This window comes from Vibrio atypicus (assembly GCF_009811315.1).
Taxonomy (GTDB): Bacteria; Pseudomonadota; Gammaproteobacteria; order Enterobacterales; family Vibrionaceae; genus Vibrio; species Vibrio atypicus.
The window spans coordinates 217,595-244,567 of sequence record NZ_BLID01000001.1 but is presented as its reverse complement, the minus strand read 5'-3'; the positions used below and the strand labels follow the sequence as shown (position 1 = coordinate 244,567).

Below are 26,973 nucleotides of genomic sequence, written 5' to 3'. Positions count from 1 at the left end.
AAAATAATAGAAGTCGCTTGCTTGTATTGAGACAGCATCATGACAAGTTTCAGGGGGAGAGTTATGGACGTTGAGATTTTGCGTCAAGTCGCAGATATTAAACAAGTTACCGGGGATGTGGTTATTGTAGCGCCAGATGGAAAGGCGCGAAAAGCTCAAGTTGGAGACGTGGTTCTCCCAAATGAGATAATCCTTACGTCTAAAGGTGCGTCCATCGTTCTCAATACAATCAGCTTTGAAGAGAACTGTGTGGCTTGTCAGAATGACTCAAATGGGTGGACGGCTGCGGATATCTCTGGTGATGTTGCATTAGATCTCGACCAATTGAATGGTGAGACTCTTAGCGCAATTGATATTGATGCGATTCAAGAGGCCATTCTTGCTGGCGCCGACCCAACACAAATTCTAGAAGCTACTGCGGCTGGTGGAGTTGGTGGCTCTGCCAATGCGGGCTTTGTCACCATTGATTATAACGGTGCTGAAGTTTTAGCTAGTACTTTCTTTGAGACTCAAGGGCTTGAATCCAACAATCAGGATGAAGACGATCCAGAATTACGAAGCATTGTCTTTGCTGCTGGAGGTGAAAGTGTTTCAGAAGTATTAGTGGAAGGTTCCCTCTCTCAAGGTACTTACCCGCAATCTATCTCTTCTTCGGTGATTATCTTCGCTGGCGATTTACCTCTAGATCCAGCTACATTTGAGCCAACGCCTGAATCTTTGTTTGCGCTTATCAATGAGCTAAACAGTGATATTACATCGGAAGGAAATCCCGTTTCTTTCAGTTATGACGCTGCTCAAAATGCCATCGTTGGTCTGCTTGGCGGAAATGAAGTCCTTAAAATTGATATTGATACTTCCAATATCGGCAAAGATGTGAGCTTGGAGTTAACAACTACCATATCTCAACCTATTGACCATGTTCCTAGTGTCGGAAGTGGGCTTGTTGCAATCGATAATGATCAAATAACCGTTTCGTTTGAGATTACGGGAAATGATTCTGGTGGTAACCCTATTCAGTTACCAATTTCTGCACAAGTTGGTATTGGTGATGGTGAAAACCCAGTAATTGATAACATTGCGACGACAACTGTCAGTGAATCTAAATTGGTTGATGGCTCAACGCCTATCAGTGGTGATGTTTTTGCTAAAGGGCAAATTGAATACAGTGAAGGTGGCGATCGGATCACTCGCTTCTATTTAGATGTCAATGAATTCAATTCATCGAATACGATTCGTTCTAATAACCTTGAAATAGAGCTTCGCGAGGAGCCCGCTGATTCAGGGCGCTATGTCGGTTTTACGACTGATTCTAATGGAACTGAGACTGAGGTCTTTACGCTTGCATTCGATCTGAGCAATAAAGGTGAATACACATTTACCCTTATTGAGGCGATAGATCACCCGGACGCGAGTGGAAACAACGAGTTGAGTTTCCTCTTACCTGTCTACGCGATAGACCATGACAACGATAGTTCAGTGATTAAAAACTTAGTTGTTACTGTCGGCGATGATGTTCAGCTAATGCAAGATAGTGCATGGACCATCACTGAGCCAAATACGGGCGATAACCCAACCACGGCCACCATTGATGTGATGCCAGCGCAAAGTGCCGATGGCGCGCTCATTACCGAATTCAAATTTGGTGATGAAGCTGTGCAGCAGCTCGACCCTAGTGTGGTGGGTGAGCAGAAGTTCGATTACCTTGAGGGTACGCTCTACATCACCACCCAAGGTGAGATGCGCTTTGAGCCGAACCGTGACCTTGACCATGAGAGCGGTGACATCGTTAAATCGATTGTGGTGACCTCGGGCGACTTCGACAAAGACTCCGTTTCTGCCACTGTGACCTTGACCATTCAAGATGGCCAAGACCCGGTTATTGATGTGGTGCCGCCAGTGAGCTTGTCTGAATCTCAGTTGGTCGATGGTTCAACGCCATCGGGCAGTGCAGTGGAAGCGACAGGCACCATTAGCTACACCGAAGGCAGTGACAACCTGAGCCACTTCCGCCTAGAGCCAAGCGAGTTCAACAGTGATGATTCCCTCACATCGAACGGTCTTGTTGTTGAGCTGCGTGAAGAGCCGGCCGACTCTGGCCACTACATTGGATTCACTACGTCGAACGGCGTTGAAACTACCGTCTTTACTCTGAGCTTTGATAGCACCAACAAAGGCGATTACACCTTTACTCTGATTGAAGCGCTCGACCACGCTAACGCCGATGGTAACAACGATTTAAGCTTCGAGCTGCCAGTCTACATGGTGGATACCGACGGTGATAATTCTGCCAAAGCGCCACTAAACGTCACCATCACCGATGATGTTCAGTTGATGCAAGATGGCGCGTGGACCATCACAGAGCCAAATACGGGTGATAACCCGACCACGGCCACCATTGATGTGATGCCAGCGCAAAGTGCCGATGGCGCTTTAATTACCGAATTCAAGTTTGGTGATGAAGCGGTGCAGCAGCTTGACCCAAGCGTGTCGGGTGAGCAGAAGTTCGATTACCTTGAGGGCACACTCTACATCACCACTCAAGGTGAGATGCGCTTTGAGCCGAACCGTGACCTTGACCATGAGAGCGGTGACATCGTTAAATCGATTGTGGTGACCTCGGGTGATTTTGATAAAGATACCGTCTCGGCCACTGTCACGTTGACCATTCAAGATGGTGACACTCCGGTTATTGATGTGGTGCCGCCAGTAAGCTTATCGGAGGCGAACCTAGCTGATGGTTCAACTTCATCAGGCAGTGCAGTGGAAGCGACAGGCACCATCAGTTACACCGAAGGCAGCGACAACCTGAGTCACTTCCGCCTAGAGCCAAGCGAGTTCAATAGTGATGATTCACTTAAATCGAACGGCCTCGTAGTTGAGCTTCGTGAAGAGCCGGCTGACTCTGGACACTACATTGGTTTCACCACGTCGAATGGCGTCGAAACCACCGTATTTACGCTCGATTTTGATAGCACCAACAAAGGTGATTACACCTTTACTCTGATTGAAGCTCTCGACCACGCCAATGCTGATGGCAATAACGATTTAAGCTTCGAGCTGCCGGTCTACATGGTGGATACCGACGGTGATAACTCTGCGAAAGCGCCGCTGAACGTGACCATTACAGACGATGTTCAGCTAATGCAAGATGGCGCATGGACCATCACTGAGCCAAACACGGGTGACAATCCAACTACTGCCACTATTGATGTGATGCCAGCGCAAAGTGCCGATGGTGCGCTCATTACCGAGTTCAAGTTTGGCGATGAAGCCGTGCAGCAGCTGGACCCTAGTGTAGTTGGTGAGCAAAAATTCGATTACGATGAAGGGACGCTTTATATCACCACCCAAGGTGAGATGCGCTTTGAACCAAACCGCGACCTAGACCACGAAAGCGGTGACATCGTTAAATCGATTGTCGTCACCTCGGGCGACTTCGACAAAGATTCTGTCTCTGCGACAGTAACCTTGACCATTCAAGATGGCCAAGCTCCGGTTATTGATGTGGTGCCGCCAGTGAGCTTATCGGAGGCGAATCTAGCTGATGGTTCAACGCCATCAGGCAGTGCAGTGGAAGCGACAGGCACCATTAGCTACACCGAAGGCAGTGACAACCTGAGCCACTTCCGCTTAGAGCCAAGCGAGTTCAACAGTGATGATTCCCTCACATCGAACGGTCTTGTTGTTGAGCTGCGTGAAGAGCCAGCGGACTCTGGACACTACATTGGTTTCACCACGTCGAATGGCGTCGAAACCACTGTCTTTACGCTCGATTTTGATAGTACTAACAAAGCAGATTACACCTTTACCCTGATTGAAGCACTCGACCATGCGAATGCGGATGGCAACAACGATTTAAGCTTTGAGCTGCCGGTCTACATGGTGGATACCGACGGTGATAATTCTGCCAAAGCGCCACTAAACGTCACCATCACCGATGATGTTCAGTTGATGCAAGATGGCGCGTGGACCATCACAGAGCCAAATACGGGTGATAACCCGACCACGGCCACCATTGATGTGATGCCAGCGCAAAGTGCCGATGGCGCTTTAATTACCGAATTCAAGTTTGGTGATGAAGCGGTGCAGCAGCTTGACCCAAGCGTGTCGGGTGAGCAGAAGTTCGATTACCTTGAGGGCACACTCTACATCACCACTCAAGGTGAGATGCGCTTTGAGCCGAACCGTGACCTTGACCATGAGAGCGGTGACATCGTTAAATCGATTGTGGTGACCTCGGGTGATTTTGATAAAGATACCGTCTCGGCCACTGTCACGTTGACCATTCAAGATGGTGACACTCCGGTTATTGATGTGGTGCCGCCAGTAAGCTTATCGGAGGCGAACCTAGCTGATGGTTCAACTTCATCAGGCAGTGCAGTGGAAGCGACAGGCACCATCAGTTACACCGAAGGCAGCGACAACCTGAGTCACTTCCGCCTAGAGCCAAGCGAGTTCAATAGTGATGATTCACTTAAATCGAACGGCCTCGTAGTTGAGCTTCGTGAAGAGCCGGCTGACTCTGGACACTACATTGGTTTCACCACGTCGAATGGCGTCGAAACCACCGTATTTACGCTCGATTTTGATAGCACCAACAAAGGTGATTACACCTTTACTCTGATTGAAGCTCTCGACCACGCCAATGCTGATGGCAATAACGATTTAAGCTTCGAGCTGCCGGTCTACATGGTGGATACCGACGGTGATAACTCTGCGAAAGCGCCGCTGAACGTGACCATTACAGACGATGTTCAGCTAATGCAAGATGGCGCATGGACCATCACTGAGCCAAACACGGGTGACAATCCAACTACTGCCACTATTGATGTGATGCCAGCGCAAAGTGCCGATGGTGCGCTCATTACCGAGTTCAAGTTTGGCGATGAAGCCGTGCAGCAGCTGGACCCTAGTGTAGTTGGTGAGCAAAAATTCGATTACGATGAAGGGACGCTTTATATCACCACCCAAGGTGAGATGCGCTTTGAACCAAACCGCGACCTAGACCACGAAAGCGGTGACATCGTTAAATCGATTGTCGTCACCTCGGGCGACTTCGACAAAGATTCTGTCTCTGCGACAGTAACCTTGACCATTCAAGATGGCCAAGCTCCGGTTATTGATGTGGTGCCGCCAGTGAGCTTATCGGAGGCGAATCTAGCTGATGGTTCAACGCCATCAGGCAGTGCAGTGGAAGCGACAGGCACCATTAGCTACACCGAAGGCAGTGACAACCTGAGCCACTTCCGCCTAGAGCCAAGCGAATTCAACAGTGATGATTCACTCACATCGAACGGTCTTGTTGTTGAGCTGCGTGAAGAGCCAGCGGACTCTGGTAATTACATTGGTTTCACCACGTCGAATGGCGTGGAAACCACTGTCTTTACGCTCGATTTTGATAGCACCAACAAAGGTGATTACACCTTTACCCTGATTGAAGCGCTTGACCATGCTAATGCCGATGGTAATAACGAGCTAAGCTTCGAGCTGCCGGTCTACATGGTGGATACCGACGGTGATAACTCTGCGAAAGCGCCGTTAAACGTGACCATTACAGACGATGTTCAGCTAATGCAAGATGGCGCGTGGACTATTACCGAGCCAAATACGGGAGAGAGCCCAACCACGGCCACTATTGATGTGATGCCAGCGCAAAGTGCCGATGGCGCGCTCATTACCGAGTTCAAGTTTGGTGATGAAGCGGTGCAACAGCTTGACCCTAATGTATCGGGTGAGCAGAAGTTTGAGTACGATGAAGGGACGCTTTATATCACCACCCAAGGTGAGATGCGCTTTGAACCGAACCGCGACCTTGACCATGAGAGCGGTGACATCGTTAAATCGATTGTGGTGACCTCGGGCGACTTCGATAAAGACTCTATTTCTGCGACTGTGACGCTGACCATTCAAGATGGCCAAGATCCGGTGATTGATGTCGTGCCGCCAGTGAGCTTATCGGAGGCGAATCTAGCTGATGGTTCAACCCCATCAGGCAGTGCAGTGGAAGCGACAGGCAGCATCAGCTACACCGAAGGTAGTGACAATTTGAGTCACTTCCGCCTAGAGCCAAGCGAGTTCAACAGCGATGATTCACTCAAATCGAACGGTTTGACGGTTGAGCTGCGTGAAGAGCCAGCGGACTCTGGCCACTACATTGGCTTCACCACGTCGAATGGCGTGGAAACCACTGTCTTTACACTCGAATTTGATAGTACTAACAAAGCAGATTACACCTTTACCCTGATTGAAGCGCTCGATCATGCCAATGCGGATGGTAACAACGATTTAAGCTTCGAGCTGCCGGTCTACATGGTGGATACCGACGGTGATAACTCCGCTAAAGCACCACTGAACGTCACCATCACCGATGATGTTCAGTTGATGCAAGATGGTGCGTGGACCATCACTGAGCCAAATACGGGCGATAACCCAACCACTGCCACTATTGACGTGATGCCTGCGCAAAGTGCCGATGGCGCTTTAATTTCCGAATTTAAGTTTGGTGATGAAGCGGTGCAGCAGCTTGACCCAAGCGTGTCGGGTGAGCAGAAGTTTGAGTACGATGAAGGCACGCTTTACATCACCACTCAAGGTGAGATGCGCTTTGAACCAAACCGCGACTTAGACCATGAGAGTGGCGACATCGTTAAATCGATTGTGGTGACCTCGGGTGATTTCGACAAAGACTCCGTCTCGGCGACTGTTACCTTGACCATTCAAGATGGCCAAGATCCGGTGATTGATGTGGTGCCGCCAGTGAGCTTGTCTGAATCTCAGTTGGCGGATGGTTCAACGCCATCAGGCAGCCCAGTAGAAGCGACGGGCACCATCAGTTATACCGAAGGCAGTGACAACCTGAGTCACTTCCGCTTAGAGCCAAGCGAGTTCAACAGTGATGATTCACTCACATCGAACGGTCTTGTTGTTGAGCTGCGTGAAGAGCCAGCGGACTCTGGACACTACATTGGTTTCACCACGTCGAATGGCGTGGAAACTACCGTCTTTACGCTCGATTTTGATAGCACCAACAAAGGCGATTACACCTTTACTTTGTTGGAGGCAATTGATCACGCTGAGTCTGGCTCGAAAGACGAAGTTCTTAGTTTTAATTTGCCAGTGTATGCGGTTGATACGGACAAAGATAACTCCGCAATGAAGCCTTTGGTTGTCACCATTCAAGATGACAATCCAATTATTAATAACACCACGGGCGGCAGTCACTTCAGTGTTGATGAAAATGATCTCACTAGTTCTGCATCAGCTTCAGGATCGTTCGTTGTAACGCCGGGAGCAGACAGTATTGATAGTTTCGCCTTGAGTAACCTAGATGAAGTCGCTGATGGTTTGAAGTCGGGCGGCGTACCCATCGTGGTATCTGAAGTCCCTGGTGCAGCGAATACAACGACTTACCAGGGAGTGGCTGGCGGAAAGGCAATCTTTACTCTGGAATTGGGGGATGATGGTTCTTATCAATTTACGCTGCTAGGAGCTGTTGATCATGCTTCGAATTCGGATAGTTTATCAATACCATTTGAAGTCGTCGCGGTAGATGGTGATGGAGACTCTTCGATCGGTTACGAATTGCCGATTGAGATTAAAGATGACAAGCCGATTATTAGTGCGACAACGGGCGAAAAAATTATCGATGAAGATGATCTTTCTGCGGTCGGCTCTGATCAAAGTGTGGATACCTTAATTAATGGTCATTTCACGATTGATGAGGGCGCAGATACGGTTGTCAAATATCAGCTTGTCGATGCAAGTGATGTTTTGTCTGGCTTAGAAAGTGGTGGTGAGTCATTAGAGTGGCTACCCGTTTCTCAAAACGGTACAGAATTCAGCTATACCGCGCAAACCGCGACGAGTAACCAAGCAGTATTCACCATTACTTTTGATGCTTCAGATAACAGCTACAAATTCGAGTTACATCAGCCTATAGACCATCCTGATGGCAATAGTGACAATACTGTGCTGCTTGATTTTAAAGTTGCAGCAACTGACTTTGATGGTGATGTTTCAAATGCAATAGGACTGCCGATCACAGTTAAAGATGACGTACCTTTATTAACTGGGGAAGATATCTCTCGTGTTGAAGGACAAGGTTTTAATGGTTCCAAAGTTAATATGTTCGATGTGGCGACGGATAAGGGAGCTGATGGCGCTGAGCTGACTAGAATTGAAGGGACGACCTCTGGCACATCAGAAATTCTCTTTAAACAGGGTAGCATCTATGTCGATACTGTGGATCTTAACTCTGGAAGTCAGAGAATTGTTGTTGCTGAGGAGTTTGAAAATAGCTTAGGCCAGCGTGAAACAAGAGAGTTAGGTGAACTGCGTATAAACTCGAATGGTGAAGTTGAATTTAGAGCCTTTGATAATCTTGAACACGATGGGGACGATTTTGTTTTCTCGATCAATATTACTGCGACAGATGGCGACAAGGATACAAGCACAGCACCATTAGAGATCACAATTGATGATCGCAAGGCAACACCAATTGCTCTGAAAGTAACTGCGTTTGAAGATTCAGGCCGTGACAGCAATATCAATTACGATGCGAATAACCCTAACGCTGTTGATAGAGCCAACGTAGAAGATAACCAACACGATATTCCAGGTGTCGGCACACCAACTCAAATTCAGCTTCAAGCTAATTTGTATGACCCTGATAATAATGAATCTATCGGTGGTATGACGATTAAAGCGGGGGACCACCACGGTACCTTCTATTACTTCGACGGTTCAGAATATGTTGAGCTAGTGGCTGATAACTCTGGAAAAATCTATTTTGATGGTGCATTGATTGAGCAAAGCTCCGTAGTGAACGGTAATGGTGACCAAATCACGACGATCGACAATCTGTTCTTTGTGCCAGATCGTCATTACTCCACGTCGGATGCTGGCTTCAATATCAAGTATCAGCTTGAAATCCATAACAATGGCACTTTGGATCACAAGATCAATTCTCGTTTCACGATTGAAGTCGAAAGTGTTGCGGATATTGCGACATGGGATGATAGCAATAGCACTTACCACTACACCTTAGATGAAGATGGTGCAAATGGTGTTATCCATTTAAATGCCGTAACTCAAGATGACAGTGCGCCGGAAACCATTACTTATCAGTTAACAATTACTGAAGGCATGGGACAGTTTGAGCTCTTAGGAACAAACGGGACAGCTTTGACACCTAACGCGGATGGTAATTACATTGTTTCAGCGGCAGATATCAACACGATTCAGGTGAACCCAATTGATAACTTCTCAGGTACGATTCGAATTGATGCCGTCGCGATAACGACAGAATTGAGCAACGCTTTGTCAGGTAAAGACACTGCTGAATCTGTTACGCAAGAGTTGGTGTTTGACGTTCGTCCAGATGCTGATTTAGGTAGCTTTAGCGTGAATCGAATCAGTATATTTGAGGACAATGCAAAAACTCAAAATACGTTAGATCCTGCGACAGACAAAGACCCGTTCACACTTGATGAAGTGATTCATATGAATCCGTCAGTGGATACGGATGGCTCTGAAGTGCTTTATGTTCGTATCTCTAACATAACAGAAGGTGCGACTCTATCTTGGGAGGGGGCTGCGCCAAGCCAGATCACGACAGTGACGGTTAATGGTGTGACCTATCAAGAATTGCCTTATGACCAGCTTCATAATGTTGAAGTGATCCCTGAGTTACATAGCAACGCTGACTTCAAGTTCGATGTGACTGGTGTGGTTAAAGATAGTGCGACGTTATCGACGACAACTCAGGTTGATGAGGCAATTCTAGGTACCAAGACAGTTAATGTTAGCGTTAAAGGGGTTGCGGATACGCCAGAGGGTGTTGCATTAGGGAGTCACTGGAAAGAGTTTACTGACGGCGCAGTATCAGGCTTAGAAACGACTATTACTGAAAGTCAAAATGGTGATAGCTATGCTGAGCTCGATTTTTCTATCATTTCAGGTGAGAGAGGTGACAAGCCACTTGATGGTTCAGAATCTCTTACCGTTTTACTTTCTAACATCCCTGATGGTGTGGTCATTGAAGACAGTGATGGTGCACAGCTTGACCTAAACTTCGTTGGTTACGACAACAATGGCCAGCCGATCTATGAAGCGAATATTACTGGCTTCAACACAAGCTCTGGAATCATCATTCGCCCTGTTGATTCATCAACGGAGAACATTCACATCACGGGTACGGTTATCGTAACGGAAAATGATGGCCACAGTAGAGAGTTTCAACAAGAGATACGCATTAACGTAGCGCCTGAAATTGATACTTCTTTGACTTATACCAATGGCTCGATTGGTGATGAAGACAAACCGATTAATATCGATTGGCATCCTAAGGGTGCGGATTACATTGATAGTGATGAACATTTTACTTCCATAACGATTACAGGGATTCCTACTGGATCTGTAGTGGATGTGAATAATAGCGATGTTTCTGCTGTTTATGATGCTGCAACAGGGACTCTAGTGATTACACCGGGGGCTGGACAGTCTTCCGCAGATTTCACACAAGATTCACTGGCGACAAACTTCATTCAAATTACGCCTCCAAAAGACTCAAGTACCGACTTTAAACTCAACACGGTCGTTGATGTCGAAGAGCGCGATCATGTATACACTAGCGATAGCATCGTCGGTGAGGGAGGTCGTGTTACTGCTACTATCACAGGTGAGATTTCTGTGGTTGTACGTCCTATCGTTGAGCCACAAGACAGCAACAACAAACTGGTTGTGACAGATGAATCTGGTGCGAGTGAAGTGAGTTTGATTACTGCGAATGCGCAGGGCGTGATTCGTTTCACGACGAACAGTGACAACACGGCGACAGATAGCAGTGGCGCTGAAGCTTGGGATGGTGAATATGTCGTGCAGTATCAGGAGACAGATTCGTCTTCTGAAGAAATTGTGCAAGAAGTGATCGTTTCTCTGACCAATACCGATGGCTCAGCACTTAGTGACGACGTACTAGGTCAACTGCTTGTGACGGGGGCGGCTTATGAAGGTAATGGCCGTTGGGTGATCACCAATGAAGATGCCTTTAGCATTAATGCGCCACATGGTTTAGATCTTACGCCAAATAACTCTAATGATGATAATGCCGCGGCATTTAATAACATCAACATGAACATCCAAACTTTGGTTATTGACCAAGGTGAAGATAGCAATGAAAACTCGAAACCTTCTATGCGCGAAACCTCAGTGACACTCTCGTTCCCTGAAGAAGTGATTTCAGGAAATGAGGTCGCAGCGGATATTGCAATCATTGCCGACAGCGAAATTGTTGCGACTGAAGACAATCAAGTCGATCTTGGTAAGCAGCTTGATAGTGTTATCAATTTCTCTGGTGCGGATGGTTCCGCTGACGAGGTGACAATTGTCATTGGTAATTCCATAACAGTAGGTGGCGTGACGTATCCGATTTCAGTCTCTGGTGGTGAAGTTGACTTCGTAAATGGTCAGTACATTTTCCAAACCGGTATCTCGGCGTCGGGTCAGGTTGAGAGCTTTGATGGTTTAATGCTTAATTTACCTGAGGATTACTCAGGTGACTTTAGATTGCCAATTACAGTGATTACTAAGGATACAACTTCTGGTGACGAGAACGTGCTCAATGGGGACGTGATTGTTAAGGTTGACCCAATCGCTGATGTAACGGGCAGCGAGCCTGATATTACTTTAGTAGTGAAAGGTTCTCTTGATGCGAACCAAAACCCAATAGATCAAGATGGCAATCTAGGCCCGGATAAAGTTGGCTATGAAGATAGCTATATTCAATTGGATTTTGGCTATCAAATTGCTGATCAAGTGACGGGTGTTGAAGGTGGTGAAGAAGTTCTTTCATCAATTACCTTGTCTCTTGATGATACAAACATTGGTTCCTTCTACCAAATCGTTGATAACGGCGATGGGACTTTCTCTTACCAAGACTTAGGTACCAGCTTAACGTTTAACCAAGCTGAAGTCGCGGCTGGGGCTTTAGATAATGTTTTGTTTAAACCGAAAGAGAATTACCCAACGGGAAATAGTGACAATACCGTTAATATTAATGTAAGCGGTACGGTAACAGATACTGCAACCTTCAATGAATTGTCACCAAGTCAAACCGCCACTGATTCGAAGAGCTTTACTACATCGGTGAATTTTGATGTTGTGCCTGTCGTAGACCCAGTTCAAGTGACGGGCCCAGGTGTAGATCCTAGTCAGACGATTGAAATTACCGGTGATGAAGACACGGCGATATCTCTGGGTAGCTCCGGAGGCGTAACGGTTTCATTGACGGATCTAGATGGTTCAGAGCAGTTTGTTTCTATTAAGTTCACCGATGTTCCGGAAGGGTTCTTACTGTCGGCTGATCCTGCTAGCGGTTACGTGGTTAAGAATAACGGTGGCGGAGAATGGAGTGTTCAATTACCTGCTGGCTCAGGGGATACGCTAAACCTCGGTGCAATAACAGTACAACCGCCAAAACACTTCAGTGGTAGTGCTGAGTTTGGTTTAACTGTATTCACTCAAGAGTCTCTGCTTGGGGTACCGACAGAAGCAGGTAACTTACCTAACTTTAAGCTCAACATCACGCCAGTTGGGGACGTTATTGATACTGATGCGACAGATGCTGTTTCTGGGAATGAAGGCGAAAACATAGACATTGAGATCAACGCGTTTGTTGTTGATAAAGCGATGTCTGCTTCGGGTTCAGGTGTTTACTCAGAGAATGCGCCAGAGACTATCCGAGTTGAAGTGCGTGATGCTCCAGCGGACGCGAAGCTTTACGATGCGGATGGTAATTTGGGCGTTTATGATACCAATACAGGCGTTTGGACCCTAGATGTCAATACTCAAGAGTTAGATAAAATTATCTTCAATTCAGGGCAACATAATAGTGATGCCGGTAATGTGGACGGCATTACTGGGCCATTGAAAGTCACGATTCAAGCAGTAGATAAAGACGCGTTGGGTAATGAGTTCTTAGGACCTGCGGTTGATTTTGACGTTGCACTCACCGTTGAGCCAGTTAATGACCAACCGACATTTATTAACGTCGTTGATATTGAAACCCAAGAAGATACATCGATTGCGCTCAATAGCTTTGAAATTGCCGATATTGATGCTCAGTATGACGACCCTAACGCGACTTACACGCTGACGCTGCAAGTTGATAAAGGAACGTTGAGTTTCGACCCTGACACAGCTAACGATTACAACTTAACGCTAAGTTATGATGTGAACGACAACCTGATTATTGCGGGGACGGTGGGTAATATCAATGCCGCTTTGGCCGCAGGGAATATCTTATTTAATCCAGATTTGAATAGTAATGATCTGAATTCAGGAGGCTCAGTTAGCGTCACTGCTATTGTGAATGATGGAGGTAATAATGGGGCTATTAATCCAGGCGATTTAACGACGTCATCAACCAATCAGGCAACGTTTGAAATCAGTGTTACTGAAGTGAATGATGCACCTGTGGCAACGAACCTTGATTTAGGCGCAATCATCGAAGAAGGTCAGATAGTCATTACAGCTCAGCAACTAATCGATGCGACGAGTGATGTTGAGAGCGACACTCTTCATGTAGTGAACTTGACCATTGCAGAAGGGCAAGGCCAATTGGTACAGAGTGCTGATGGTCTGTCATGGACATTCACTGCCGCTGATAACTTTAATGGTACAGTTAAGTTTGACTACACCATTGAAGATGACGGTAAAACAAATGGTGTGAATGACTTCAAACAAGGCAGTGCGCAACTGACACTAGATGTTCAAAGTGTTAACGATGCGCCAGTCGCAGCGGATATCGACTTAACGCCAATTGCTGAAGAAGGGCAAGTTGTGATTACCGCACAGCAATTAATTGCGGCAACGACAGACGAAGAGAACGATACGATTCGTGTTGTTGATGTTCAGGTCGCAGAAGGAGAGGGGCAACTTGTTCCTAGTGCCGATGGTTTATCTTGGACCTTTATAGCGGCGGATGACTTTAATGGTTCGGTGAAACTCAGTTATACCGTTGAAGATGATGGTACGAGCAATGGCGTAGACGACTTTAAACAAGCCAGTGCAGAGATATCCTTTGAGGTCCAAGGTGTTAACGACGCACCTGTGGCCGCAAACATCGATCTTAACGCTATTGATGAAGAAGGTCAGATCGTAATCACTGCTCAGCAACTTATTGGTGCGACATCAGATGTTGAAGGTGATTCTATTCGCGTTGTGGATGTTTCATTAGCGGAAGGACAAGGAACGCTGACCCCAAGTGCTGATGGTCTTTCTTGGACGTTTATTGCGGCAGACAACTTTAATGGTCAGGTTAAGCTCAATTATACCGTTGAAGATGATGGCCAAACGAATGGTGTGGATGACTTTAAACAAGCTTCCGCGCAAGTGAGTTTTGAAGTCGAAGGCGTCAACGATAAGCCAGAGCTCGATACCGATGATATTACTGCACTGATTGATGAAACATCGGGTCAGTTGATCAGTGGAATCAACGTTAGTGATGTAGATTATGTTGATGCTTATGCCAACGATTCAATGTCTGTTGAATTGAGTGTGAGCTATGGCGAACTGAGCGCAGTTCTACCGGCCGGCTCTTCGATTACTGTATCGCCAGCAACAGGTAGCAGTATTACATTGACGGGCACAATTCTCGAATTGAACGCCCTACTTGATACGCCAGTACCAGGTTCAGGTGTGATGCTTGATGCGAGCTTTGCCCCATCAAACACTATTGATTTAACGGTAACAGCGACTGACTCAGGCAATCCATCAGGCATGGTGATGCAAGAGACAACTCAGCATTCAATTACCGTCACGCCGGTTGCTAACGCACCTACATTAGCTATTGACCCTGCATTTAACTATGTGAAAAACATCAGTGCGACTCAGACAGCAAGTTTCAACGGCGTTGCTTTGGTTGGGATCATGGCTGCTCTGACAGATAGCAGTGAAACGCTTATGGTTGAAGTTAGTGGTGTACCTTCTGAAGCGACACTCACCAGTGATGTCGGCAGCATTAACTTTGCTGCTGGTGTTTGGAGCGTATCCCCAGACGCGGTTGCAACGCTTAAAATCGAAGGTGCAGATATAGGTAATCATACACTAACAGTCACGGCTGTCTCTGAAGAGTCGAATGGTGACAAAGCGCAGTCGACGCCAGTAGAAATCCAACTGGATGTTGTGGCGAATGCCTCTGTTATTAACCATTCATCTGAAACTCAAGATCAACAGTTATTGGGTGATGGTGGTCATTCGGAACTCCTTGCAGGTAGTGGAAACGATTTACTTGAAGGCGGTTCTGGTAATGACGTACTTAAAGGTGGTGCCGGCGACGATACCCTAATTGGTGGCGATGGTGATGATATTCTTGATGGCGGATTAGGCTCCGATATCTTAACGGGTGGAGCTGGGATGGATACCTTCGTGTGGCTAGAAATTGATGATGGTACAACAGATACCATTACCGATTTTAGTGTCGCTGAAGGCGATAGAATAGATTTGAGAGAAGTACTTCCTGAGTTGAAGCAATCATCGTTAGATATGGATATGCTTCTGGAACATATTGATGCCAAAGTGGTTGATGGTTCAGATATTGAGTTGACTCTTCATCCTGGAAGCGGTCAGGGAGAACAAACCATTTTAGTTCAAGACCTTGCTCCGCAAGTCACTTTAGATGGTTTAAGTTCTTTAGAGATTGTTTCATCGCTGCTTGACCACGATGTGATTATTCATCACCAATAACGACTGATTGGGACCATGTATTCATAAGTATATGGTCCCAAATTGGCGTTTTATTCATGAAATAGTGGTTCTATGCATACTGGCGTCAAGAGTTTTGACTTCCTACCTTGCGTATTGCAGCTAGGGTGCACTAGACTTGCGCAGCATATCCCACTTTTCAGTTTATGAAGTTAGATTTACGAGAATACTGATGTTTTCAAAGTTATACGCAACAATCTTTTCCACATTGGATGATTTTAAACACGATCAGCGTGGAGTGACGGCTATTGAATACGCCATTATTGGCGTGGTTATCTCAGCCATGGTGCTTGCGGTGTTTGTAACTGACAACCAACTGGCAACAGCTTTATCAAACGCGATGCAAACAATTGGTAGTAATATTGCGGCTGCGGAAAATGCAGCATCTAGCTAATCAATCATCGTGAAGTTAGCTAGATACTAGAGAAGCTATTTGGATTTTAGGCTGTAAGTCGCGATGAACATACGGACAGCTTGAGCAACCACGTTTTTAAGCTGCTCGCAACTTGGTGGGGGCTGGTGAGTTAACAGTTGAGGCCAAAAAACTACGGCCTTAATACTACCAATATATTGCTCGACGGCTAGCGGAATATCGTTCACTTCAATCATGCCAGCATCAATGGCTTGTGTTACCCATTTATGCAATCCGCACGAGTCGCCAATTGCTTCAAAACGGTTCATTAATAGCTTCGATGTATTTGGACAACGTATGCTTTCGGCCATCACTAATCTAGCCGTAGCCTGAAAATCTTCCGTATTGATATAGCACATCTGTTTCAAGGTGAGTTCGGTCAACTGCTTCTCTAATGAAATCGCAGGTTGAAATTGCAACTCGTATTGATCATCAAAGCGGCACATGAGTCTGTCGACAATGACTTCAAACAAAGCCTCTTTGTTAGGGTAGTATTTGTATAGAGTACGTTTTGAAACCCCAGCTTGCTTCGAAATTCCTTCCATACTGGCTTGTTCTAGGCCTTTTTCGGAAAAAACCTTAATAGCAGATCTAACAATATCTTCTTGTTTTATATCACTTCTTTTCAGCATGAGTGGAACCTATTGGAAAGCTAGCAATAATGCTAAAGCTTAAACTCATCATAGCCAAAGTATACATCATCGTTTACTTTATTGGATAGCGATAATCAGTCCTTAGCGGGATTAGTTCAAAAGCTTTTCACTGTACTAGTATGGTGGGTCTACAACGATTTAAACACTGTTGAACGACTAGAGCCCAAAAACAAGATTAACATGAGTTTTAATTAATGAATCCAAGAGATTATGCTGAAAAAATCAATGAATGGTTGTCTAGAGTAGAACGCGTAACTTATTTAATTTATTAGCCTTTTCTTATTAATATTGGGATTACGCAGACTTTTTCCATTTCATTAAATTTACGCTTTAGTTTTTATAAATTCTCCTTATACTCAATTACATCTATGCAACAAGGTAGTGGAAAAGGAGGTGCTTATGGAGAAGGAACAAAGTCTATTTCAGTGGGAGAGGGTAAAGCGATTTAATTTTTCTGTTTGGACGGTCTTGATCGGCGTTCTTATCGCGCGGACTAGCTTCTTTATGGCTTGGCCATTTTTAATAGTCTTTCTTTATCAAGATTATGCAGCCTCCGCGATTGAAGTGGGTAGCATGCTCGCACTCTCCGCATTAACAGGCTCTGCGACAGGGCTCTACTCGGGTTACCTTTCCGATAAGTTTGGTCGAAAGTGGATTATGGTCGCCGGCTGCTTGATTGCTTTTGTGGCTTACGTGGGCATTGCGAATGCCAACCAGGTGTGGCACTTCTATGTACTTATTCTTATGGCGGGTTTTATGCGTCCTCTCATTGATGGACCAGCTAAAGCCGTAATAGGAGATTCACTATCCGATTTAAAAGATCGGGAACTGGCGTTGAATATACGTTACTTTCTACTCAATATCGGTGCCGCAGTTGGTCCACTCTTAGGCGTTACACTTGCCCTCGCCAATCCGCAAATGTTATTCCTGATTACTGGTATTACTCACCTCGTTTACGGCGGCTGGATTCTGTTTGGTATTGAGCGCAAAGGACGCTATACAAAGCCAGATCGTTCAATGTTGCCTAACTTCCGTCAAACCGTGAAAGAGATCAGCGGTGATCGAATTTTTGTGCTGTTGCTGTTTGCCAACTTGTTGCTGATGTTTGTTTACGCGCAACTTGAATCATCGGTTCCTCAAGTCATTGTGCGAAGCGGTATCGAAGATGCGGCGAAGCTAATAGCTCTATTGATGATGGTCAACGCAGTCACCATCGTATTGTTTCAATTCCCGATGCTAAAGTTGATGGAGAAAGTTCCTCTGTTTGCTCGAACGCGGATAGGTATGATTTTGATAGCGGCAGGCCAGTTGGCATTCATTGTTACACCGAGCCAGTCTGCGATAGGTTGGGGAGTTGCTTGCTTTATTGTGAGTTTAGGTGAGGTTATTACCTTCCCAACACTCAACGTTCAAATTGATCGACTTGCGCCAGCGCATTTAAGAGGATCATATTTTGGTGCAACAGCACTCTATTCTCTTGGTTTTGCGATAGGTCCAGCACTTGGAGGTGTCGTGGTTGAATGGTTTGGAGCCGAGTGGCTGTTTGGTCTTTGTTTCATTGTCAGCATGGCGATGATTTGGCTCTATTGGATTGCACAGCATACAGAAGATGTTGTCGAGCGAGAGACCGTCAATCAAACGTAGTTGGTAATAAAACTAGGGCTAACGATTCAAGTTAGCCCTTTTTTATATTAACCAAAATAGTGATTGCCGGTGACAGATGATAGCCAATCTCTTACTGCAAAAAGTGACACAAAGACCGCAGGGCTATGGATTGATTTGTCTGGCCATTTTACATCACCGCTCACGAATCCGTGATTCACGCCAATGAGTTGCCCCTCTTTGTTGTACACACCACCTCCCGACATTCCCTGCATGATGACACCGGTTGTACCGGACATTTGGCATTTCTCCCAGCCATACACATTTACGTCTCCAACGTATTTTCCTTCACTTGATGAAAGAGGTAAGCCAAGTGGATAACCGACATGTGTGACAGATTGACCTGGGTAGACCAAGCCTACTGAGCGTTCTGAATGTCCATGTTTTTTGACTAATGCGATATCACAGGTAGGGTGGTAGAACACCTCTTTACCCGTCAATGCGAGAATAGGTTTGTTGTGAGCTGCTGTGACTAACCACTCGTCATCTAAGCGAGCGACTGAGCCTTCTAAACCCATAAAAAAGGGAATGCCAACAAATATTTTTTCGTTGTTTTCTTCGATGTCGTCCTGAATATTTCCGTTTACATCTGGTAGTCCATTCGCACATCCTGTGAGTAGCAGAGCTACTAGCACTATAATGCGATACATTGAAATTAACCAAGTTATTGTGCTCATTTGAGCCGAGTGAAAAGACCTGGTTATTATTGTTTTTTTGACGGTGTCAGTATGTAGGCGCTTTCTGAACGGTGTTTTTTAAGAAATGTCTGACGAGTGAAGTAAGCCCTCAATTAAGAGGGCGAGATGAACTACTGAATGATGTTCTGAGCTTCGGCGTGAACGCTTTGAGGCTCAATTTTTAGTGTTTGAGTTGGGTAGGCTATGTCCGCATCATTTTGGTGAATGATATCCATGATCTGTAATAGAACATCCTGTTTTACTTCGTGGAAGCGGATCCAGTTGACTGTCTTGGTAAAGGTATACACCAGTAAATCTAGGGTTGAAGGGCCAAATCCATTGAAATTGACGATGAGGGTTTGCTTAGCATCAATATCGGGATGATTTTCAAGCATGGATTTGATTTGATCGACAATGGTCGCGACTTTTTCAGCATCGTCATAACGAATTCCAATTGTTTCATTGATGCGGCGGTTGAGCATTCGTGACGGGTTTTCTACCACAATACTGCTAAATACAGCATTCGGCACGTAGATCGGTCGCTTGTCGAAGGTTCGGATGATGGTCATGCGCCAGCCAATGCGTTCGACTGTGCCTTCAATTTGACGATCGGGAGAACGAACCCAATCGCCGACTTTAAATGGGCGATCAAAATAAATCATCATGCCGCCAAAAAAGTTTGAGAGTAAGTCTTTTGCCGCCAAACCGACAATCAAGCCACCCACACCACCAAAGGTCAGAAGACCAGACAAGCTTAATCCAAATGCTTGCATGACCGTCATGCCGCCGATGACGATAAAGAACAGCCTTGAAACTTTCGCCACTGCTTGTACGGTCGTTTCATCCCGATTCTGTTGGCTCAGCACATACTCTTCAATATTGTTGATAAGGCGCATGGTGATCCAGACGAAAATCGCTATGACCAACAGCAGTTTTACTGTACTTAACCAATTGAGCTTATCACCCATATGGTCTTGCAGGATAAAGCCGAGAGAGACGGTTGCAGGCCAGCACCAAATCAGCGTACTTACAGGAGTCTTAAGCGCGGCGAGGGTAAGGTCATCCCAATGAAAGCGTGTTTTTTCGACAAGCACTTCTAGTCGGCCGTAAACTAGGCGCCAAATAAGCCATGCGATGAAACTCGCGACTGTGATGAGCAGTACGTTGGTATCCCAATGCTGCAAAAATTTAGCCGCAGTAGGGGGAAGGTAAGTGAGTAATTGATCCATGTTCAGATTCTTATTCAAATCGTTTCGACAATTATATGTGTTTGCGAATAGCTACACTAGTCGCATTTCCTATACTGGAGGTCGTAAGAAATTTCGTCTCTTCAGTTAATTAACTGTAAAAAGGTTGAGTTTGGTTTGATATGTCGTTAATCGAGGCGCACACTTTGTTTTTTCTCATATTAATGTGTAGGTACAGCGATGAAACCAACTGACAAACAGTTTGCCGTCATAGGCTTAGGTCGATTTGGTCTTTCGGTTTGTAAAGAACTTCAAGAGTCAGGTGCAGAGGTTCTAGCGATTGATATCAATGAAGAACGAGTGAGAGAGGCGGCAAGCTTTGTGAGCCAAGCCTTAGTCGCTAACTGTACCAGCGAAGAGACAGTAGCAGAGCTCCGTTTGAGTGATTATGACATGGTAATGGTTGCGATCGGATCGGATGTTAACGCAAGCATTTTAACTACGTTGGTCGTAAAAGAAGCGGGTGCAAAAACCGTTTGGGTAAAAGCAAACGACAAATTCCATTCAAAAATATTAAGTAAAATCGGGGCAGATCATATTATCCTCCCTGAACGCGATATGGGTATACGAGTCGCTCGAAAGATGATGGATAAACGGGTTCTAGAATTCCAAGAGCTGGGTTCTGGTATCGCCATGACAGAAATTGTCGTTGGTGCTCGCTTACTTGGTAAAACCCTTGGCGACCTCGCCTTATGTAAAGAGCAAGATGTGCAAGTGTTAGGCTTTAAGCGTGGTCCTGAAGTAACAAAAGCACCTTCACTCGATAAGAGTTTAGAGATTGGTGACTTGATTATTATTGTTGGCCCTAGAGATACTTTAACGAGAAAGCTGAGCTCGCTATGAATCCTTTCGCGCAAAAAGGGCTTTTCTATGCCCTAAGTCGTGAGAAAACTCAAAAGAAAGGCTCCGAGCCAAGAATCATTCTTTTGAGTTTTCTCGGAGTGCTGTTGCCCTCTGCGGTATTACTGACATTACCTGTTTTTTCAGTTACAGGCTTAAGCATTACGGATGCATTGTTTACGGCGACGTCAGCCATCAGTGTGACCGGGTTAGGTGTCGTCGATACCGGCCAGCACTTCACTTTAGCAGGCAAGATTTTACTGATGCTCCTGATGCAAATTGGTGGGTTAGGGCAGATGACGCTTTCTGCTGTCCTACTCTATATGTTTGGCGTGCGTTTAAGCTTGAAGCAGCAGGCGTTAGCAAAGGATGCATTAGGGCAAGATAGACGAGTCAACTTACGCAAACTAGTGAAGAAAATCATCATTTTTGCATGTGTCGCTGAACTGATTGGCTTCGTGTTTCTCGCATTTCGCTGGGTACCAGAGCTTGGTTGGATCCAAGGGTTGTTCTACGCAATGTTTCACGCAATATCGGCGTTCAACAATGCAGGATTTGCTCTTTTCTCCGACAGCATGATGAGTTTTGTTGATGATCCAGTCGTGATACTGACCTTATCTGCACTCTTTATTTTTGGTGGTTTGGGCTTTACCGTTATTGGTGATTTGAGCGCTAATTGGAACCGAGGATTTCGCAATTTGCAGCTCCATACCAAAATCATGTTGGTAGCAACACCGGCTTTGCTGTTGATAGGAACAGTGATGTTCTGGCTATTGGAACGTGGTAATGCGAATACAATGGAGCCTTTGTCTACATCGGGGCAATGGCTGGCAGCGTTTTTTCAATCTGCAAGCGCTCGTACGGCAGGTTTTAACAGTGTCGATTTAGCTCAATTCACTCAACCAGCGCTGCTAATTATGATCATATTGATGTTGATTGGCGCGGGCTCGACTTCGACGGGAGGTGGCATTAAGGTTTCTACTTTTGCCGTGGCGTTTGTCGCAACATGGACATTCTTAAGACAGAAAAAGCACGTCGTAATGTTTAAGCGCACTATAGATTGGACTGTTGTAACAAAATCTCTGGCGATCATTGTTGTGAGTGGGGCGATTTTGACTACGGCGATGTTCCTTTTGATGCTGACGGAAAAGGCAAGTTTTGACAAAGTCATGTTTGAGACAATATCGGCTTTCGCAACAGTTGGCTTAACCGCAGGATTAACCGCTCAGCTATCAGAGCCGGGTAAATACATCATGGTAGTAGTGATGATAATTGGCCGTATCGGTCCGCTTACCTTGGCTTATATGCTTGCAAGACCAGAGTCTTCACTTGTGAAATATCCGCAGGGAAATGTGCTAACAGGCTAATACAAGTTTGGTTGACGGTTCACTTATTCCCAAAGTGTTCCGTCAATGCTGCTCGACGCTGTTTAGCGCCACCACCGCCTTCCATATCAACCGTACTTTCGTATCCTTCCTTAATGAAACGTTGTATCGGGCTATTAGGCTCCAAGCGCCTCAGTTGAGGAGAGTTAAACGTTCCTGCAATTTGATAGATGGTTGTGCCTTGACCTGTCGTAACGAAAATTTTCTTACCGTCAAACTCGAAACTTGTCGCAATGAGTCGATGGTTTCTGAACACACCTTGTGCATTGAGAGTGAGGACTTCAGTACTGTAGGGAGGTGCTCCGACTTCAACCCAAGTTCCGTAGACATGTTTTGGGTGCACGTAATCCTGATAACTAAATAGGAGCAGTGACGAAAAGCCTGCTGCTAATGACAGAAATATCGCGACAAACAGAAGTTTAATGGCTTTTGCTTTATTCATGATTGCCGATTATTCCTTTTGGGGATTTGTCCTATATCTTACGAGATACTTAATAGACTGTAAGATAATGAGCGAGGACGCAATTAATGAGGTTGGAAGTTTGATCCTCAGCCCAACAAAAGACCATCTAGCGAACTCATGATACTAGCTAATTTGTAATAACGAAGTTTTAAGCGTTTCCACCCTAAGACTAGCACTTATTGTCTAGCTATAGAGACAAGATTAGAAGATTATTCGCAGGTTACTCTTTTATCACAGCGAACTCTTCTTATGAGGTGGGAGAGGTCGATAACGAATGTGTTGCTCAAAATTACTAAATCATATAAAACATGGATTCAATATATTAAAAACGCTTATAAGGTTCATGAAGGAATTATGATTAAGGTAAACAGCTATTTTGACGAGCAGGTTAAATCACTGGGCTTTGCGCAAGGTGATGAAGAATCGAGTGTAGGTGTCATGCAAGCGGGTGAGTACACTTTTGGTACTGCTGCGCCGGAGCGTATGACTGTTGTAAAAGGGGAAATGACCATTAAGCGATTAGGCGATCAAGACTGGACAACGTTTAAATCTGGTGACTCTTTTGAAGTCGCAGGTGATTCGTCATTTGACCTGAAATTGCCAGTAACGACCGCTTACTTGTGTGAATACCTATAATTCTGCCTGTTTAGTTAGGGCACAGCATTTGAGTCCTAACTAACCTTCCTGAGTTTCATTTTGATACTCAAATCGCCAATCCAAAACTCTCTGCTAAGAAGTTATCCACTATAACAACACCTTGGAGCCTTTAGCTTACTGGGCGTTCACAATGTAATTCATATCTGGCATTGCGGTTGCATAGACCTAATGTATGAATTCGAGAAATCCGATGTTATTTTAAGCTATTATCAAAGTTATCAAAATAACCATTGGCTATACTTGAAGTACAGGTAACTTACATTAGGAGGTGGATATGGCTGTTGTACCTAAACATTCAGACCAACATTCTCGATATGATCCGAGTAAGGAATTGACTCAAGACCAGTTGCACCGTTTTGGTCAAGTCGCTTCGACAGCTCAAAAGCGCCGAGAAAAAATAATGGCGAGAGAGCAGTCTGTATTGAGCCAAGCAAAAGATGCTGCTTTTAGACCTGTGGTTAGACCAAAAAAAGATAAGCCAAATACAACACGTTATGCCGCTTGGATGATCGTCGTGATGGCGCTTTGTTTGTGGCTAATGTATATGACGGGCTAAGGAGTTCTGTGTTTTAGAGGGGTAACATTATCTACGTTTGTTAGTGTTGTTTTTTTTTCGATAGTACTTTCTTTACGGTGATAGTAGTGGAACTGGTTTTTACCGTTGTGTTTTGCAGAATACATAGCTTTGTCCGCGCAGCGGGTCAGTTCAGCGAGGTTAGTTGCATCTTCTGGGTAAAGTGCGACTCCCAAGCTAACCGCAAGTTTTCCGATTTTCTCTGGTCCTTGGTAACAATCCTCAAATAGATGCAGTATTCGATTTAAGATGTTTTCTAAATCTTGTTTATTATTTACGCCGTAAAGCAGCAAAACAAACTCGTCGCCGGCAAAACGAGCGATAGAATAGTCATGCTTTTCTGTTTTTCTATCTTTGTTTCTGACGTTGTTTTTTAACCGGCTTGATAGATACTGCAGTACTTTGTCACCGACTTCATGTCCGTATGTATCATTAATGGATTTAAAATTATCGATGTCTAAAAAGATCATCGCCGTGATGGTTTTGCTATCACGTTCTTCTTCTAGCTTCTCGCTTGCCCAACTTTCAAAACTCCACCGATTCGCGAGGCCTGTTAATTGGTCCATGTAAGCCAGATCTTCAATCCCCTCTCTATACAGTGATTGAATGTAGTTAACGGCTTGATCGTAGTAGTACGATGAGGTGTTACATAACAAACAGAGGGCGAGTAGGCTAACTAGAAACCGGCTTACTGTAAGATCACCAACAACCGAAGGGTCAATAAATAGAACGGTCACAGTGGCAATAACACAAAACAGGATACTTAATACTAACCCTGTTCGAAATTCACTGGCAAAAATGACCGCAGCGATTATTGGATAAATCCATATGAGAGAGCCGGCACCATGTCCGCCGTAGAAGAGAAGCATCCCCCCTTGAAGCAGCAGAATACCGCAGAGCACTAATGTCGCATGATTGCTGTGCTGTTTTTTGTTTAGCAGAAAGAGGTTTAGGGAGAGAATGATACCACTTGAGATATCGATTAAAGCAAATAATAGGTTATTTTGAATCAGATGCAGGCCACCATAAAGAAATAGCATTGTGAGAGCTACGATAGAGCATATCTGTACCATTTTGTGCTTGCGGGAAGCACGTAAGGCTGCCATTTCTTGCAGACGTCGACCGACTAAATTACTCATCCCTTATAACCTGCCAGATTAAATCCTTGCTTAAAGTCTAGGAGTTATCTGTGACTTCGCTTCAAGAATTCAGTTGGACAAATTGAGTAATTGCGTATCTAAATAATGCAACTGGGTTCTTATTTGCGTGACTTTATGGTGACAGCAGAATTTTGACGCATAGTTAAGTAGTTGTATATGAAGCTAATTTATAAACAGTGTTAGATTGTTGACGTTTGTAAGTGGCTGAATTTTAACAATAATGTGCTTAATAGTGCTTGTCTATATAATAAAATGATATAAATGTTTATAGTAATTTGTGATTAAAGCATTGCTATAAAGACCTCAGAATGAGAATTCTGAGGTCTTTAGTATCATTTGGCGACTAATCCATAAGGTAGATTGGAAAACACTCTAGGCTGAGATGAAATGGTTGGGGCGCGATTTACCTTCTGCCAATCCAACAGCATTATGGCCAGTACGTTTCGATGTTCACCGTAGGAAAGATCAAAATCGCCACTGACCGAAGGGATCATTCCTTTGTCGTTATCGATTGATTGTTGAATTGCCTTACGTGTTTTCTCAACGACAGGATCATCTTCTAGCCCTGCAAGTAAGAAGCTAATCCCGACTTCAGCAATAATGTCTTCTTTTGCTCTTAGCAAGATCGTATCAATGTTGGTTCTGAAGTAATCAAAAATCCATTGATATTGCTCTTCTTTAACTAAGCGTTGGTAGTAATGTGAGTCGGCGAAAATGATATGAGTCATACCATACAACTTGTTGCCATACTGCTGTTTAGATAGCTTTTTATCTTCGTAGTCTGGGTAGGTTGTTTGAAATGCTTTAATAAAAGGTTCAACCACGTCTTGTTCGCCTAACTGACGCAACCAAAAAACCTGATTAGCAAGCTGTGCAGCCCATGCGCGGATCATTTCAGGATCAGCAGCATACTTTTCAAAGTCGTAACGGCGAATAACTTTTCGTAGCGTTTCATCTTGCTTGTGTTTCAATCCATACTCATTGGCGCGAGCCATCGAGCCAAGTAGATCAATACCTAAGTATAGATACTCTGGCATATGTTTGGTGACCGTATATCGACGTACACTGCGCTCATCTGTTTCATCGCTGTAACCCGCAATGCGTTTCTCTGAATAGAGCAAGATCTGTTCAGGAGTATGGACTTCTGCTGCAAATCGATTCAAGCGACTTGCTACGCGCGCCATATCACTCCAAACGGCAGCAGAGTACTTCTTGTCTAACGTTTGACGATACATTCTTAGGCCGTAATGCCCTTCTTTAAATGCAGGTAAAGTATAGAGCTGAGTTTCATAGGTCTTTTTGATCGTTTCAGCGGAGTCTTGATAGCTGGTGGCTGCAAAGGCTACCGGAAAGATAGTAAGACTAAGGCATAGGGCTAGAACAGTTTGACGCATAAGTGCACCGATAAGGTTGAACGGTCATCGACCTGACAATCCGTTGCAGATAATTAATATCTTAGTAAGTTAGCAAATATTAGTTTG

General features: G+C 45.0%; 13 protein-coding genes. 7 read left to right on the top strand and 6 right to left on the bottom strand.

Annotated features, from left to right (window positions below):
• Positions 1-63: 63 nt before the first annotated feature.
• Together GVO60_RS01055 and GVO60_RS01050 are read left to right on the top strand one after the other, a co-directional pair.
• Entirely contained in the window at positions 64-15,744 is a 15,681-nt protein-coding gene (locus GVO60_RS01055) for a retention module-containing protein (protein WP_159650696.1), read from the top strand.
• 190 nt (positions 15,745-15,934) lie between these two features.
• On the top strand, positions 15,935-16,156 hold the full coding sequence (locus tag GVO60_RS01050) for a Flp family type IVb pilin (RefSeq protein WP_159650694.1): 222 nt from the start codon (positions 15,935-15,937) through the stop codon (positions 16,154-16,156).
• A 35-nt stretch (positions 16,157-16,191) separates the two neighbouring features.
• Here GVO60_RS01050 and GVO60_RS01045 read toward each other — a convergent pair whose 3' ends face one another.
• Complete coding sequence (locus tag GVO60_RS01045; RefSeq protein ID WP_159650692.1) at positions 16,192-16,806, bottom strand: TetR/AcrR family transcriptional regulator; 615 nt, start codon at positions 16,804-16,806, stop codon at positions 16,192-16,194.
• 420 nt (positions 16,807-17,226) lie between these two features.
• Here GVO60_RS01045 and GVO60_RS01040 point away from each other — a divergent pair, with 420 nt between their 5' ends.
• Positions 17,227-18,471 carry an MDR family MFS transporter gene (locus tag GVO60_RS01040; protein ID WP_159650690.1) on the top strand — a complete coding sequence of 415 codons (1,245 nt, stop codon included), beginning with the start codon at positions 17,227-17,229 and terminating at the stop codon, positions 18,469-18,471.
• A 47-nt stretch (positions 18,472-18,518) separates the two neighbouring features.
• Here GVO60_RS01040 and GVO60_RS01035 read toward each other — a convergent pair whose 3' ends face one another.
• Complete coding sequence (locus tag GVO60_RS01035; protein WP_159650689.1) at positions 18,519-19,139, bottom strand: S1 family peptidase; 621 nt, start codon at positions 19,137-19,139, stop codon at positions 18,519-18,521.
• Positions 19,140-19,297: 158 nt separating this feature from the next.
• Complete coding sequence (locus GVO60_RS01030; protein ID WP_159650687.1) at positions 19,298-20,395, bottom strand: mechanosensitive ion channel family protein; 1,098 nt, start codon at positions 20,393-20,395, stop codon at positions 19,298-19,300.
• Between the two features lie 198 nt (positions 20,396-20,593).
• Here GVO60_RS01030 and GVO60_RS01025 point away from each other — a divergent pair, with 198 nt between their 5' ends.
• Together GVO60_RS01025 and GVO60_RS01020 are read left to right on the top strand one after the other, a co-directional pair.
• Positions 20,594-21,256, top strand: coding sequence for a potassium channel family protein (locus GVO60_RS01025; RefSeq protein ID WP_159650685.1), 663 nt, complete (start codon positions 20,594-20,596; stop codon positions 21,254-21,256).
• Complete coding sequence (locus GVO60_RS01020) at positions 21,253-22,620, top strand: TrkH family potassium uptake protein (RefSeq protein ID WP_159650683.1); 1,368 nt, start codon at positions 21,253-21,255, stop codon at positions 22,618-22,620. Before GVO60_RS01025 ends, GVO60_RS01020 begins: the two co-directional genes overlap by 4 nt.
• A 19-nt stretch (positions 22,621-22,639) precedes the next feature.
• On the opposite strand, the gene GVO60_RS01015 is transcribed toward GVO60_RS01020, so the two are convergent.
• Positions 22,640-23,080 (bottom strand): DUF2850 domain-containing protein, encoded by a 441-nt coding sequence (locus tag GVO60_RS01015; RefSeq protein WP_159650681.1) that lies wholly within the window; start codon positions 23,078-23,080, stop codon positions 22,640-22,642.
• A gap of 375 nt (positions 23,081-23,455) precedes the next feature.
• Here GVO60_RS01015 and ppnP point away from each other — a divergent pair, with 375 nt between their 5' ends.
• Together ppnP and GVO60_RS01005 are read left to right on the top strand one after the other, a co-directional pair.
• On the top strand, positions 23,456-23,737 hold the full coding sequence (gene ppnP, locus GVO60_RS01010; RefSeq protein ID WP_159650679.1) for a pyrimidine/purine nucleoside phosphorylase: 282 nt from the start codon (positions 23,456-23,458) through the stop codon (positions 23,735-23,737).
• A 295-nt stretch (positions 23,738-24,032) separates the two neighbouring features.
• Positions 24,033-24,314 (top strand): hypothetical protein, encoded by a 282-nt coding sequence (locus tag GVO60_RS01005; RefSeq protein ID WP_159650677.1) that lies wholly within the window; start codon positions 24,033-24,035, stop codon positions 24,312-24,314.
• On the opposite strand, the gene GVO60_RS01000 is transcribed toward GVO60_RS01005, so the two are convergent.
• Together GVO60_RS01000 and GVO60_RS00995 are read right to left on the bottom strand one after the other, a co-directional pair.
• Positions 24,311-25,471, bottom strand: coding sequence for a GGDEF domain-containing protein (locus GVO60_RS01000; RefSeq protein WP_159650675.1), 1,161 nt, complete (start codon positions 25,469-25,471; stop codon positions 24,311-24,313). The two genes, GVO60_RS01005 and GVO60_RS01000, sit on opposite strands and share 4 nt — an antisense overlap.
• A gap of 353 nt (positions 25,472-25,824) precedes the next feature.
• A complete protein-coding gene (locus GVO60_RS00995; protein WP_159650673.1) occupies positions 25,825-26,886 on the bottom strand; it encodes a DUF3541 domain-containing protein in 1,062 nt (353 codons plus the stop codon).
• Between the last annotated feature and the right edge of the window lie 87 nt (positions 26,887-26,973).